Annotated in this window: 8 protein-coding genes; 6 read left to right on the forward strand and 2 right to left on the reverse strand. The window is 34.8% G+C overall.

The genetic code is table 11. From position 1 onward, the window contains the following. Positions 1–13: 13 nt before the first annotated feature. From rpoC to DB891_RS11325, 3 genes are all read left to right on the forward strand, one after another. On the forward strand, positions 14–4,324 hold the full coding sequence (gene rpoC / locus DB891_RS11315; protein WP_116763591.1) for a DNA-directed RNA polymerase subunit beta': 4,311 nt from the start codon (positions 14–16) through the stop codon (positions 4,322–4,324). 59 nt (positions 4,325–4,383) lie between these two features. Continuing rightward, positions 4,384–4,692, forward strand: a complete 309-nt coding sequence (locus DB891_RS11320) for a DUF3467 domain-containing protein (protein WP_116763593.1) — start codon at positions 4,384–4,386, stop codon at positions 4,690–4,692. Between the two features lie 214 nt (positions 4,693–4,906). Continuing rightward, positions 4,907–5,269, forward strand: coding sequence for a hypothetical protein (locus DB891_RS11325; protein WP_124019513.1), 363 nt, complete (start codon positions 4,907–4,909; stop codon positions 5,267–5,269). A gap of 85 nt (positions 5,270–5,354) precedes the next feature. Here DB891_RS11325 and DB891_RS11330 read toward each other — a convergent pair whose 3' ends face one another. Together DB891_RS11330 and DB891_RS11335 are read right to left on the reverse strand one after the other, a co-directional pair. Beyond that, entirely contained in the window at positions 5,355–6,944 is a 1,590-nt protein-coding gene (locus DB891_RS11330) for a peptide chain release factor 3 (protein WP_116763596.1), read from the reverse strand. Between the two features lie 203 nt (positions 6,945–7,147). Continuing rightward, the gene (locus tag DB891_RS11335; RefSeq protein WP_116763598.1) at positions 7,148–8,590 is read right to left on the reverse strand and encodes an alpha-amylase; all 1,443 of its coding nucleotides are present in this window, start codon (positions 8,588–8,590) and stop codon (positions 7,148–7,150) included. 920 nt (positions 8,591–9,510) lie between these two features. Here DB891_RS11335 and DB891_RS11340 point away from each other — a divergent pair. The 3 genes from DB891_RS11340 to DB891_RS11350 all read left to right on the forward strand — a co-directional run bounded on the left by DB891_RS11340 (position 9,511) and on the right by DB891_RS11350 (position 15,067). Beyond that, positions 9,511–10,932, forward strand: coding sequence for a peptidylprolyl isomerase (locus DB891_RS11340; protein WP_116763600.1), 1,422 nt, complete (start codon positions 9,511–9,513; stop codon positions 10,930–10,932). Positions 10,933–11,010: 78 nt separating this feature from the next. Beyond that, entirely contained in the window at positions 11,011–11,964 is a 954-nt protein-coding gene (locus tag DB891_RS11345) for an AAA family ATPase (RefSeq protein ID WP_116763602.1), read from the forward strand. Positions 11,965–12,295: 331 nt separating this feature from the next. Continuing rightward, positions 12,296–15,067 carry a bifunctional aconitate hydratase 2/2-methylisocitrate dehydratase gene (locus DB891_RS11350; RefSeq protein ID WP_116763604.1) on the forward strand — a complete coding sequence of 924 codons (2,772 nt, stop codon included), beginning with the start codon at positions 12,296–12,298 and terminating at the stop codon, positions 15,065–15,067. The last annotated feature ends 20 nt before the right edge of the window (positions 15,068–15,087 follow it).

Below are 15,087 nucleotides of genomic sequence, written 5' to 3' on the forward strand. Positions count from 1 at the left end.
AATAGTAAAAACTATGATGAATAATAGAAATAATAATAAAGATAAGAATCCTGTAAAAAGGTTTAATAAAATTTCAATAGGACTTGCTTCTCCTGAATCGATCTTGAAAGAGTCTAGGGGTGAAGTATTGAAACCTGAAACAATCAATTACAGAACTCACAAACCAGAGCGAGATGGTCTTTTCTGCGAACGTATTTTCGGACCAGTAAAAGATTTTGAATGTGCTTGTGGTAAATATAAAAGAATACGTTACAAAGGGATTATCTGTGACCGTTGTGGTGTAGAAGTTACTGAGAAAAAAGTACGTAGAGACAGAGTAGGTCACATCAACTTGGTTGTGCCAATTGCTCATATCTGGTATTTCCGTTCTCTTCCTAACAAAATTGGTTATATCCTTGGTCTTCCATCTAAGAAATTAGATATGATTATCTACTACGAAAGATACGTAGTTATCCAAGCTGGTATTGCTAAAAATGCAGAAGGAGAATCAGTACAAAGATTAGATTTCTTGACTGAAGAAGAGTATTTGAATATATTGGATACACTTCCTGCAGACAACCAATATCTTGATGATTTTGATCCTAATAAGTTTGTTGCCAAAATGGGAGCAGAGTGTATTATGGATTTATTGGCTCGTATCAATCTTGACGAATTGTCATATGATTTGAGACACAAAGCGAATAATGAAACATCAAAACAACGTAAAACAGAAGCTTTAAAAAGATTACAAGTTGTTGAGTCTTTCCGTGAGTCTAACTTGAACAGAGAAAATCGTCCTGAATGGATGATCATGAAAGTGGTTCCTGTTATCCCACCAGAATTACGTCCTCTTGTGCCTCTTGATGGTGGTCGTTTTGCAACTTCAGATTTAAATGATTTATACCGTCGTGTAATCATCCGTAATAACCGTTTGAAAAGATTAATCGAGATTAAAGCTCCTGAAGTAATCCTTCGTAACGAAAAACGTATGTTGCAAGAATCTGTAGATTCACTTTTCGATAATACTCGTAAAGCATCTGCAGTAAAAACAGAATCAAACAGACCATTAAAATCATTATCTGATTCCCTAAAAGGTAAGCAAGGACGTTTCCGTCAAAACTTACTTGGAAAACGTGTGGATTATTCTGCTCGTTCGGTAATTGTTGTTGGACCTGAATTGAAATTATCTGAATGTGGTATCCCAAAAGATATGGCAGCCGAATTATACAAACCTTTCGTTATCCGTAAATTGATAGAAAGAGGAATTGTAAAAACGGTTAAATCAGCTAAGAAAATAATAGATAAGAAAGAGCCTGTAGTTTGGGATATCCTTGAAAATGTAATTAAAGGTCACCCAATATTACTGAATCGTGCTCCTACTTTGCACAGATTAGGTATCCAAGCATTCCAACCAAAATTAATTGAAGGAAAAGCAATCCAATTGCACCCTTTAGTTTGTACTGCATTTAATGCGGATTTTGATGGGGATCAAATGGCAGTTCACTTGCCTTTAGGACCAGAAGCTATTTTGGAAGCACAATTATTAATGTTGGGTTCTCATAATATTCTGAATCCTGCTAATGGTGCGCCAATCACGGTACCTTCTCAAGACATGGTACTTGGTCTTTACTATATGACCAAGGAACGTTTGTCTACTCCAGAACTTAAAATATTAGGTCAAGGAATCACTTTTTACTCTGCTGAAGAAGTAAATATTGCTTTGAATGAAGGCCGATTAGAATTGAATGCTCGTGTGAAAATTAGAGCAAAACATTTTAATGAAGCTGGTGACTTGGTTTACCAAATCATTCAAACAACTGCAGGTCGTGTATTATTTAATGAAGTAGTGCCGGAAGCAGCTGGATATATCAATGATGTATTGACTAAGAAAAACCTTAGAGACATTATCGGGCACGTTTTGAGTTCGACTGATGTACCTACAACAGCGGCTTTCTTGGACAATATGAAAGATATGGGGTATAAATTCGCCTTTAAAGGTGGATTGTCATTCTCTCTTGGGGATATTAGAATTCCAGATGAGAAACCAAAATTAATTGCAGACGCTAGAGAGCAAGTTGAAGCTATTTCTGCTAATTATAACATGGGTCTTATTACCAATAACGAACGTTACAACCAAGTTATTGACGTATGGACTTCTACAAATGCACAGCTTACAGAAACTGCAATGAAAAACATTAGAGAAGACCAACAAGGTTTCAACTCGGTGTACATGATGCTTGATTCTGGAGCAAGGGGTTCCAAAGAACAGATTCGTCAGTTAACTGGTATGCGTGGTTTGATGGCTAAGCCTAAAAAATCTACTGCTGGTGGTGGTGAGATTATTGAAAACCCGATTCTTTCCAACTTTAAGGAAGGTCTTTCTATCCTTGAGTATTTTATTTCTACTCACGGTGCTCGTAAAGGTCTTGCGGATACGGCTTTGAAAACGGCTGATGCTGGATACCTTACTAGAAGATTACATGACGTTTCTCAAGATGTTATTGTTAATATCGAAGATTGTGGTACTCTTAGAGGTGTTGAAGTTTCTGCATTGAAGAAAAATGAGGAAATTGTTGAATCATTAGGAGAAAGAATTTTAGGTCGTGTAGCATTACAAGACGTAATCAATCCTTTAACCAATGAGATTTTAGTTAAATCTGGGGAGCAAATTACAGAAGTATTGATGAAAGCGATTGAAGCTTCTCCAGTGGAGAAAGTCGAAGTGCGTTCGCCTTTAGTTTGTGAGGCTACAAAAGGGATTTGTGCTAAATGTTACGGTAGAAACTTAGCTACCGGAAAAATGACACAAAGAGGAGAAGCAGTTGGTGTAATTGCAGCTCAATCTATTGGAGAACCAGGTACACAGTTAACATTACGTACGTTCCACGTTGGAGGGGTTGCGGGTGGTATTTCTGAAGAATCTAGTATTGTTACCCGTTTTGGTGGTAAACTAGAAATTGAGGATTTAAAAACTGTTAAAGGTGAAGATGGTGAAGGTAATGCAGTAGATATTGTCGTTTCTCGTTCAACAGAATTGAAATTAATTGACGAAAAAACAGGTATTTTATTAAGTACCAATAACATTCCTTACGGTTCTAGTATTTTTGTTGCAGATGGTCAATCTGTTGAAAAAGGGGCTACTATCTGTAAATGGGACCCTTATAATGGGGTTATTGTTTCTGAGTTTACTGGTAAAATTGCTTACGAAGATTTAGAACAAGGACAATCATTCATGGTTGAAATTGATGAGCAAACTGGTTTCCAAGAAAAAGTAATTTCTGAATCAAGAGCCAAAAAATTAATCCCAACTTTATTGGTTTACGGTAAAGATGGCGAATTGATTCGTTCTTACAACTTACCAGTTGGTGCCCACTTGATGGTTGAAAACGGTGAGAAAATTAAAGCGGGTAAAGTATTGGTTAAAATTCCACGTCGTTCTTCTAAATCTGGGGATATTACTGGAGGTTTACCAAGAATTACAGAGTTGTTAGAAGCTCGTAATCCTTCGAACCCAGCGGTAGTTTCTGAGATTGATGGTGTTGTTTCTTTTGGAAAAATCAAAAGAGGTAACCGTGAGATCGTTATCGAATCTAAATTTGGTGATATTAGAAAATACTTGGTTAAATTATCAAGTCAAATTCTAGTTCAGGAAAATGACTTCGTAAGAGCAGGTGTACCATTGTCTGATGGAGCTATTACTCCAGATGATATTTTAAGAATTCAAGGGCCTGCTGCTGTTCAACAGTATTTGGTTAATGAAATTCAAGAAGTATACCGTTTGCAAGGGGTAAAAATCAACGACAAACACTTTGAGGTAGTAATACGTCAAATGATGCGTAAAGTAAGAGTTCAAGATCCAGGTGATACTTTATTCTTAGAAGATCAATTGATTCACACCAAAGATTTTATCGTTCAAAATGATAATCTTTATGGAATGAAAGTGGTTGAAGACGCAGGAGATTCTAGCGTATTAAAAGCTGGGCAAATTATTACGCCTCGTGAATTACGTGATGAAAATTCATTGTTGAAACGTACCGACAAAAATCTAGTTGTGGCTCGTGATGTTATCACTGCAACTGCAACTCCAGTTTTACAAGGTATTACAAGAGCATCACTTCAAACGAAATCGTTTATCTCTGCTGCATCGTTCCAAGAAACGACTAAAGTATTAAATGAAGCTGCAGTTGCAGGTAAAATTGACTACTTAGAAGGATTGAAAGAAAATGTAATTGTTGGTCATAGAATTCCTGCCGGAACGGGTATGAGAGAATATGATAATACAATTGTAGGATCAAGAGAAGATTACAATGATATGATGGCAAATAAAGAGGAGTACATTTATTAATTCTTTCCCAAATAGCTCTCTCCGTCTCGGCGGAGAGAGAATTGGAAAATAACATAGCTATGAATAATTCTAATCAACAAGAACAAATTAATATTGAGTTGGATGAAAAAATTGCTGAAGGAATTTATTCCAATTTAGCGATTATCAATCATTCTTCATCAGAATTTGTTTTGGATTTTGTATGTATCATGCCGGGTGTTCCTAAAGCTAAAGTGAAATCAAGAATTGTTTTGACACCACAACATGCCAAAAGATTATTGAAAGCAATTGGAGAAAATATTCATCGTTTTGAAATCGCTCATGGCGAGATTAAAGATGTTGAACAGCCGCCAATTCCGCTTAATTTTGGACCAACAGGTCAAGCATAATTTAAAAGCCTCTCAAATCGAGAGGCTTTTTTTATGCTCAATATTTTTTTGACATTAATTTTGTTTGTGTAGTCTGATCGTTGAGGCAGTCTGGTTTGCGTACTTAAACGAGTATTCAGACATTTAAACGAGTATTTTTTTTTCCCGATTTTAATACTATTAGTTTAGTACTCGAAATATGATGCGAATATTTTCCATCTTTAAATTTAAGGGTATGAAAACTTTTTTCAAAAAATATAACACTAACAATAGAAGAATTCATTTTCTTGTTGTGTTTGTATTTTTTGGTTTTTCGAGTTTTGCTCAAGCATCCTTTAATAGTACTGATTTGAATGTGTCAGCTAAAGTTTTTAATGTTGTAACTGACGAATTACCAGTTAAAGCTTCTTCTTCTGCTACTTTAAATTCTAATACGAATTTTATACTTTGGTTTATGGGTACTAAAGTAGGTCCTAATAAAACGAAATCAAATGAGGGTGTGTACACTAAGAATCAAATTATTTCGACAGGAATAGTACCTAATCATTTGTTGATGAAAACCCTTTTGAAAAAAACTATAAATTCAAAATTTTGTTAGGTTTACATAAAGTTAAATTAATTCATCATAAAAAAAACGCCAACTTTTTAGTTGGCGTTTTTTTTATGATTCTATGTCTTCTTGATTATTCAAATTCAGATGTGAAAAATAATTTGACATTTGGGTATTTATTTTGTGTCATTTGAATCGTAAAATCAGAATCAGCAAGAAATACTAGTTGGCCGTATTTATCATGAGCTAAGAACTTTTGTTTGATTCTTCTAAATTCTTTAAACTCATCACTTTTTACGTCATTTGGTTTAACCCAACACGCTTTGTGAACAGGAAAATTCTCGTAGGTACATTTAGCGCCATATTCATGCTCTAAACGGTATTGAATTACTTCATATTGTAATGCTCCAACGGTTCCAATGATTTTACGGTTGTTCATTTCTAAGGTAAACAATTGTGCTACACCTTCATCCATTAGTTGGTCAACTCCTTTGTCGAGCTGTTTGGCTTTCATTGGGTCGGCATTATTGATGTATCTAAAGTGTTCCGGAGAGAAACTTGGTATTCCTTTGAAACTCATGATTTCCCCTTCGGTCAACGTGTCTCCAATTTTAAAATTACCAGTATCATGTAATCCTACGATATCTCCAGGATAAGAGATGTCTACGATCTCCTTCTTTTCAGCGAAGAAAGCATTTGGACTTGAGAATTTCAAATTCTTTTTTTGACGAACATGGTAATACGGTTTGTTTCTTTCAAAAGTACCCGAAACAATTTTTATAAAAGCTAATCTGTCCCTGTGTTTTGGGTCCATGTTGGCATGGATTTTAAATACAAAACCAGACATTTTTTCTTCTTTTGGATCTACTAGTCTGGTTTCAGAGTCTTTAGGTCTAGGGGATGGTGCAATGGTAACGAAGCAATCCAACAATTCTCGAACCCCAAAATTATTTAAGGCAGAACCAAAAAATACAGGTTGTAGTTTTCCATCCAAATAATCTTGACGGTCGAATTTTGGATATACTTCATCGATCAATTCCAATTCTTCTCGAAGTCTATCTGCAGGTTTTTGACCAATTATTTTTTCTAATTCAGGGTTTTGAACATCCGAAAAAGCAATGGTTTCCTCAATATTTTTTCTGCTGTCTCCGCTGAATAAATTGATGTTTTGTTCCCAAAGATTGTAAATTCCTTGAAAGTCATACCCCATTCCGATAGGAAAGCTTAGAGGTGTAACGGTAAGTCCAAGTTTTTGCTCTACTTCATCCATTAAGTCAAAAGCATCTTTCCCTTCACGGTCCAATTTGTTAATAAAAACAATGATTGGAATTTTTCGCATTCTACATACGGCAACCAATTTTTCGGTTTGTTCCTCGACCCCTTTGGCAACGTCAATAACTACGATAACGCTATCAACGGCAGTTAGCGTTCTAAAAGTATCTTCGGCAAAATCCTTGTGACCGGGAGTATCAAGAATGTTTATTTTTTTCTCTTTGTAGTTAAAGGCTAAAACAGAGGTAGAAACAGAAATTCCTCTCTGACGCTCAATTTCCATGAAATCGCTCGTAGCTCCTTTTTTTATTTTATTGTTCTTAACTGCACCAGCTTCTTGAATAGCACCTCCAAAAAGAAGCAATTTTTCAGTTAGTGTTGTCTTTCCGGCATCGGGATGTGAGATGATTCCAAATGTCCTTCTTCGTTGTATTTCTTTTAAAAAACTCATATTTTATATAAATAGTTTGCAAAAGTACTATTTATAAATGCCAATTAAAAAAAATGTAGAATCTAATTGTGAATGTTGACTTCTTGGTTATTAGTTCTAATTGCTTTAAGATCGCTTAGTTTGTGTTAGCAATAGCATAAAAGAAAAAAAAGAGGCTGTCTTTTTGTGACAGCCTCTCGGGAATTGTTATTGTGTTTTAGGTTTTACATATTAATAGACCAAACACTATATCCTTTTGGCGGACATTGAATTTTTACCCATTTGTCACCTTGGGTTGTGGGAAACCAAGTTGAATTTCCTGTAAAATCTTTAATTTGAGCATTGGTCCAATTGGTTTGAATCCATCTTTCTTGCCATGTGTCAGAATTGTTTATATAAACTACCAATCCGGGATTTCCATTGTATCCATTTCTTCTGGCAATGTATTCGTCATTATCAGTATATAAAATAGAAGTGGTTCCAGTAGCCTTCTGGTTGTGAATCCAGATAAGGTTGTTTAGTTTGGTTTTATTCAACCATTCTTCGTAATCTCTGTAAAAAATGGTTGGATAACCTTCGTGTGTTAGAATATAAGCATAAGCCAATTCTTTAGTCCAAATTTCATCCGTGTCGTGATTAGTGACAAAAGTAACCGCTTTGTATGGGTTTCTTTTCCACATCATATCATCATTAAGTAAATTAAGGTTGTTGCCATCAAATGCATCATTCATTTTGTAGTAACACGCAAAGTCGAATACGGAACTGTTGGCGTTATTTGCCCACCATTCTAATGTGTTTACGTTAGAATCCCATAATTCACCAACAGAAAATCCACCTACATTGGCATTCCAGTCTTTTACTACCCAAGTACCAAAACCTTTTACGTAGTCAAATCTCCATCCATCGAATTTCATGGTGTTTTTATAATATTTACCTACGCCATCTGCTCTTTTCCAAAGCCAATCCTGCACATTTGGAGCAGCATGACACAAATCTGGGAATCCGCCAAATGCGCCTTCGTCATTATTTCCGAAGGAATTTTTGTAAAAATCAGCATACGTTCTTGGGAATTTTCCTGAAGCCACTCCAGTGAAATTGGTCCAAGTATTGGTTCCTGTAAATGGATTGCTTTCAGAAGCTCCTCCGCTGTTATGATTGATTACAATATCTGCATATACTTGCATGTTTTCAGTATGTGCTTTGGTGATTAAGCTTACCAATTCTGTTTTTGAACCAAATCTAGTTTCTGTAGAGCCATTTTGATTGAAATCCCCAAAATCAAAATAATCGGTAGGATCATATCCCATTGAGAAGGCTCCATTTTGTGCTTTTGATGCTGGAGGTAACCAGATGGATCCAATTCCTGCATTCGACCATTCTGTTACTTTAGTGCTAACGGTATCCCACCAAGTTCCTCCTGCGGGAACATCCCAGTAAAAGGCTTGCATCATTACTCCTCCGCCAGGATTTGCAACATATTTACCTGTTAGGGAGTTAGTTGTTTTACCCGTACTAAAGGGGCGACCATCGTGATGGGTCACGTTAACTATTTGATCATGCACTTCAGCGATTGAAGCTTCTTTTGTAGAATCCTCGTTCGAGTTACAAGAATAGAAACCGATGGTTAAAGCGGTTAAGAAATAAATCTTTAAATTTTGTGTTTTCATTAAAATAGTGATTTTGGTTAATAATTGAGGTTTGGTTGTTGTGTTAATTTTTTGTATTCTTTGTTGGAATTTAGATTTCTGAATAATTCTTTGTTTCGCTTAAACGGATTAGGTAATTACCTAGGTAAAATTTAATCAATACTCTTAATTGGCAGGATATTAGGTTTTTTTTTTGCTAATGTATGTGTATTTTTAGATGGTCAATAATTGATTTTTTTTATTCGCTTACTATTACGTTGTAGTGTTTAAAACTTGGTGTAACTTGTTTAAATTGTAAGTTTTATGAGTATTATTTAATAATTGTTTTTTTATTTGCTTCTTTTTAATAGAAAAACGTAAAAACATATTATTCTGTAAATTGCAGATTCAATTATGAAATTTACTTTTATTATGCGAAAAAATTAGAATTTTGTAAAACGTAATATGGTGTAGTAAATTGATTCGAAAAATAAGAGGTGTCGTAAATTGGAACCCGAATGAAATAGATCTAATAATTTTTTGCTGAATAGTTGCAAAAACTTAACTTTTTTAAAATCTTTGTTTGTAAATCGATATAGTCTGGATTAGGGAATCATAGAATATAAAAACACTTTGAAATGTTTGAAAGTGAAGGTTTTTTAAGTAATTGAAATGTTTAATGATGAATTGGTTTTTAAAGCTATTTCACGGAAAAAATGAAGTCAGCAAAGGAACTTAATAATTTTTTGTTAATACTAGTGTGGAAACTTGTTTAATGCATTCGAATTGTTATTTTTGTTCGGTTTAAGTTTTAGGAATTGTAAGTATTTTGCTGAATTAATTCATTTTAATTGTTTGAAACTTAAAATTAAATGTGTTGTTTTGTTTTAAAGCATTGTGTATTAGATGGTATGCTTTTTTTTCGGAACGATTTTTTTTTAGAATAATATAAATTATAAAAAATGCCTTTAAAAATTGTATTGATGAATTCCGTAGCCAATAAAGTTGTGTTAACTTTTTTTCTTTTGTTTTTTTCTTTTGTAGATGCGCAAGAAATTATTAAAGACAGCGTTGTTGTGACGAAGACAGCTGTTCCGTCTGGAAAAAAATTAAAAATCGATGGCGTTGTTGCTACAGTTGGGGATTATATTATTTTGGATTCGGATATCGATAAATCATTTCTTGAAATTTCAAGTCAAGGCGGATCTGTTAAGGATATTACAAGATGTCAGGTTTTAGGAAAGCTATTGGAAGATAAACTATATGCGCATCAAGCGGTACAAGATAGTGTTATTGTTAGTGATGCCGAGGTAAAAGGGATGATGGATGAAAGGCTAAACTATATGGTAGAACAAATTGGTTCTATGGAAAAAGTAGTGGCGTATTATCAAAAAGATTCGGAAGAGGAGTTTAGAACCTATTTCTTTGATGTGTTGAAAGAGCAGAAGCTTACTGGAGAAATGCAAAAGAAGATTGTTGATAAAGTAGAGATTACCCCAGAAGAGGTTCGTGAGTTCTTTAAAAAAATACCAGTTGCCGATTTGCCTGTTTTTGGTGCTGAATTAGAAGTAGCGCAGATTGTGATTAAACCTAAAGTTACGGATGCTGATAAGCAAAAAGTAATTGATAAATTGAATGGTTTTAGAAAAGAATGTCTTGAGGGGGCAAGTTTTGCAACCAAAGCAGTATTGTATTCTGAAGATCCAGGCTCCAGTAAAAACGGAGGGTATTATAAAATGAACCGTAAAACTCCTTTTGTCAAAGAGTTTAAGGATGTGGCTTTTGGTCTTGCCGAAGGTGAAATTTCAGAACCTTTTGAAACTACTTTTGGGTATCATATTATTTATGTAGAAAAAATCAAAGGTCAGGAAATTGAGTTGAGACATATTTTGATAAGCCCAGCAGTTACCCAAGAGTCTTTGAAAGAAGCCAAAGAGAAAATTACTTTAATCCGTAAAAAGATCATGGACAAAGAGATTACTTTTGCGGAAGCGGCAAGAACGATGTCTGATGAAAAAGAAACAAAAACAAATGGTGGGGCATTGGTGAATACCAAAACGCAAGATACTCGTTTTGAATTGACAAAAATGGATCCTAAAATTTATGGTCAAGTGTCTAATTTAAAAGACAATGAAATTTCTTTGCCATTTTTAGAGGATGAACAAGGAAAAAAAGATTATAAAATTATGATTGTAACCAATAGAATTGATGCGCATACTGCGGATTATGCTAAAGATTATATCAAGATTAAAGATCTGGCATTGAAGGAAAAGCAAATTAAAGCTATTGGAAAATGGTTTGATACAAAAATTAAAGATACCTATATAAAAATTGTGGGAGAGTATAGAGATTGCGCTTTTGCGAACAATTGGTTAAAAAAATAATTTTCATTAAATAAATAAAAAGAGTTAGTTTTATGATTTCATAGTACTAACTCTTTTTTAATTTAAATATAGCGCAAAATGTCAGATGTAGCAGCAATACAGAATTTAGTTCAAAAACGTAAAGAACTAAAAAAAGAAATTGCAAAAATTATTGTGGGGCAAGAAGCTGTCGTTGATCAGATTTTGCTTTGTATTTTTTCTGGAGGTCATGCTTTGTTGGTTGGAGTTCCAGGTTTAGCAAAGACATTGTTGGTAAACACTTTGGCGCAAGCCTTAGGACTTGACTTTAAGAGGATACAATTTACACCGGACTTAATGCCTTCGGATATATTAGGGAGTGAAATATTAGATGAAACTAGGCAGTTTAAATTTATAAAAGGACCGATTTTTTCGAATATTATATTGGCTGATGAAATCAATAGAACGCCACCAAAAACACAAGCTGCTTTGTTGGAAGCGATGCAGGAGCGTTCGGTGACGATTGCTGGAGAAAATCGCAAATTGAGTTTACCTTATTTTGTATTGGCTACTCAAAATCCTATTGAGCAGGAGGGAACTTATCCTTTGCCTGAAGCTCAATTGGATCGGTTTATGTTTGCTGTAAAACTGGAATATCCTTCTTTTGAAGAAGAAGTTCAAGTGGTAAAACGTACGACTTCGGATTCAGAGAATGTTGTGAATCCATTGTTTACGGCTCAAGAAATTATTGATTTTCAACATTTGATTCGTCGTATTCCCGTTGCGGATAATGTGGTAGAATATGCGGTTACACTGGTAAGTAAAACGCGTCCGGATAATGTGCTTTCAAATGAGTTTGTGAAAAATTATTTGGATTGGGGTGCGGGACCAAGGGCTTCGCAGAATTTGATTTTGGCTGCCAAAGCCAATGCTGCTTTTCAAGGTAAATTTTCGCCGGATATAGAAGATGTAAAAGCAGTTGCTATCGGAATATTGCGTCATAGGATTATTAAAAACTACAAGGCCGACGCCGAGGGAATTACGGAAGAAATGATAATCTCAAAACTGATATAAGTATTTTACGATACTATTTTTTACTAAATACCGCTTTCTGAAAAGAATGCGGTTTTTTTTTTTAATCAATCGTTGTAGTTTTGTTGTAAAATGGATTTTAAATTATAGTTTTCGTAATTTAAAGACGTAATTTCGATTTTATTTCAATATAATTCATGTAAAATGATTATTTTGCAATAATAATTTTTCAAAAGGCGACTTCTATTAAATGTTTTTAAATTCTCGTCTTTAATTATTAAATTTGCAACACAAAAAAATAAAACACTTATTATTATGGCTTTTTTATTTTTAAATAATAAAGGAATTTGCCATATAACATTGAAAAGATATCATTATGACTTATAGCGATTACATTAAAGAAATCGAAGAAAGAAAAGGTCAAGGGCTTCACCCTAAACCAATTGATGGCGCTGAATTATTAAGCGAAATCATTGCGCAAATTAAAGATTTAAATAACGACTACAGAGCAGATTCTCTTAACTTCTTTATTTATAATGTTGTGCCTGGAACTACTCCTGCTGCTAATGTAAAAGCTGATTTTTTAAAAGAAATCGTTCTAGGTCAATCAGTAGTTGCTGAAATTACGCCTGCTTTTGCTTTAGAATTATTATCACATATGAAAGGTGGAACTTCGATAAAGGTATTACTTGATTTAGCTTTAGGTAATGATGTAGCTATTGCGAAAGATGCTGCAGAAGTTTTAAAGACACAAGTTTTTCTTTATGAAGCAGATACGGATCGTTTAGAAGTAGCTTTCAAAAGCGGTAATGAAATCGCTGCGGCTATTTTAGAGAGCTATGCTAAGGCTGAGTTTTTTACTAAATTACCGGAAATAGCAGAAGAAATTAAGGTAGTTGCTTTTATTGCTGGTGAAGGAGATATTTCAACTGATTTACTTTCTCCAGGAAACCAAGCGCACTCAAGATCAGATCGAGAACTTCATGGAAAATGTTTAATTTCTCCTGAAGCACAAGCTGAAATCAAAGCATTAGCAGAAGCGAATCCTGATAAGAGCGTGATGTTAATCGCTGAAAAAGGGACTATGGGCGTGGGTTCTTCAAGAATGTCAGGTGTAAACAACGTGGCACTTTGGAGTGGTAAACAAGCGAGTCCATATGTTCCATTTATTAATATTGCTCCAATCGTTGCAGGAACAAACGGTATTTCTCCGATTTTCCTAACAACTGTTGATGTTACTGGTGGTATTGGTCTTGACCTTAAAAACTGGGTAAAAAAAACAGATGAAAATGGTAGCGTTCTTCGTAATGAAAGTGGTGATCCTATTCTAGAAGAAGTTTACTCTGTTGCTACTGGTACTGTTCTTACAATCAACACAAAGAAAAAGAAACTTTATAATGGCGATAAAGAATTGATAGATATTTCTAAGGCATTTACGCCTCAGAAAATTGAGTTTATAAAAGCTGGTGGGTCATATGCTATTGTATTTGGAAAAAAATTACAAACATTTGCATCAAAGACTCTTGGTATTGATATCGTACCTGTATACGCACCGTCAAAAGAGGTTTCTGTTGAAGGACAAGGTCTTACAGCTGTAGAGAAAATATTTAATAAAAATGCGGTTGGAACAACTCCAGGTAAAGTTTTACATGCTGGTTCAGATGTTCGTGTTACCGTAAATATTGTTGGTTCACAAGATACAACAGGTCTTATGACTTCTCAGGAATTGGAATCTATGGCTGCTACTGTGATTTCTCCAATCGTTGACGGTGCGTACCAATCAGGTTGTCATACTGCTTCAGTTTGGGATAATAAGTCTAAGGCGAACATCCCAAGATTAATGAAATTTATGAACGATTTCGGATTGATTACAGCTCGTGATCCGAAAGGTGTTTATCACTCAATGACTGATGTAATTCACAAAGTACTTAATGATATAACTGTGAATGAGTGGGCTATCATCATCGGTGGTGACTCTCATACAAGAATGTCTAAAGGTGTTGCTTTTGGTGCTGATTCAGGAACTGTTGCTCTTGCATTGGCTACTGGTGAAGCTTCAATGCCAATTCCTGAATCAGTAAAGGTAACGTTCAAAGGAGATATGAAAAGTTATATGGATTTCCGTGATGTGGTCCATGCTACACAATCTCAGATGCTTAAAACTTTTGGTGGAGAGAATGTATTTCAAGGACGAATTATTGAGGTTCACTTAGGAACTCTTAATGCGGATCAAGCATTTACGTTTACGGACTGGACTGCAGAAATGAAGGCGAAAGCTTCTATCTGTATTTCTGAGGATGATACCTTGATCGAATCGCTAGAGATGGCAAAGGGTAGAATTCAGATTATGATTGACAAAGGAATGGATAATGCAAATCAAGTTCTTAAAGGATTGATTGCTATTGCTGATAAGAGAATTGCTGAGATTATATCAGGCGAGAAACCTGCTCTAAGACCAGATGCAAATGCTAAGTATTATGCTGAAGTTGTTGTAGATCTTGATCAGATTGCTGAGCCAATGATTGCTGACCCTGATGTGAATAATGCTGATGTTTCAAAAAGATATACTCATGATACCATTAGACCTTTATCTTTCTATGGAGGGGTTAAAAAAGTAGATCTTGGATTTATCGGATCTTGTATGGTTCACAAAGGAGATATGAAAATCCTTGCTCAAATGCTTAAGAACATTGATGAGCAAGAAGGTAAAGTAGAGTTCAAAGCGCCACTAGTTGTAGCTCCTCCCACTTATAATATTGTTGATGAACTAAAAGCAGAAGGTGACTGGGAAATTTTACAAAAATATTCTGGTTTTGAGTTCGACGATAACGTTCCTAAAGCTGCGGCACGTACTTCATACGAAAAGATGCTATACTTAGAGCGTCCAGGTTGTAATCTTTGTATGGGTAACCAGGAAAAAGCTGCTAAAGGGGATACTGTAATGGCAACATCTACACGTCTTTTCCAAGGAAGAGTTGTAGAAGATACTGAGGGTAAAAAGGGAGAGTCATTACTTTCTTCTACACCAGTCGTGGTTTTATCTACAATACTTGGTAGAACTCCAACAATAGAAGAATATAAAACTGCAGTAGAAGGGATCAACCTAACTAAGTTTGCGCCTTCTCATAAGTTATTAGTTAAATAATTCACATAATTAGTTAATTA

The organism is Flavobacterium laiguense (assembly GCF_003097655.1).
In the GTDB taxonomy this organism is placed as follows: domain Bacteria; phylum Bacteroidota; class Bacteroidia; order Flavobacteriales; family Flavobacteriaceae; genus Flavobacterium; species Flavobacterium laiguense.

Excerpts from the sequence above, each read along its gene's own strand:
- rpoC (WP_116763591.1), top strand. The coding sequence starts at position 14 with ATGATGAATAATAGAAATAATAATAAAGATAAGAATCCTGTAAAAAGG.
- DB891_RS11320 (WP_116763593.1), top strand. The coding sequence starts at position 4,384 with ATGAATAATTCTAATCAACAAGAACAAATTAATATTGAGTTGGATGAA.
- DB891_RS11325 (WP_124019513.1), top strand. The coding sequence starts at position 4,907 with ATGAAAACTTTTTTCAAAAAATATAACACTAACAATAGAAGAATTCAT.
- DB891_RS11330 (WP_116763596.1), bottom strand. The coding sequence starts at position 6,944 with ATGAGTTTTTTAAAAGAAATACAACGAAGAAGGACATTTGGAATCATC.
- DB891_RS11335 (WP_116763598.1), bottom strand. The coding sequence starts at position 8,590 with ATGAAAACACAAAATTTAAAGATTTATTTCTTAACCGCTTTAACCATC.
- DB891_RS11340 (WP_116763600.1), top strand. The coding sequence starts at position 9,511 with ATGCCTTTAAAAATTGTATTGATGAATTCCGTAGCCAATAAAGTTGTG.
- DB891_RS11345 (WP_116763602.1), top strand. The coding sequence starts at position 11,011 with ATGTCAGATGTAGCAGCAATACAGAATTTAGTTCAAAAACGTAAAGAA.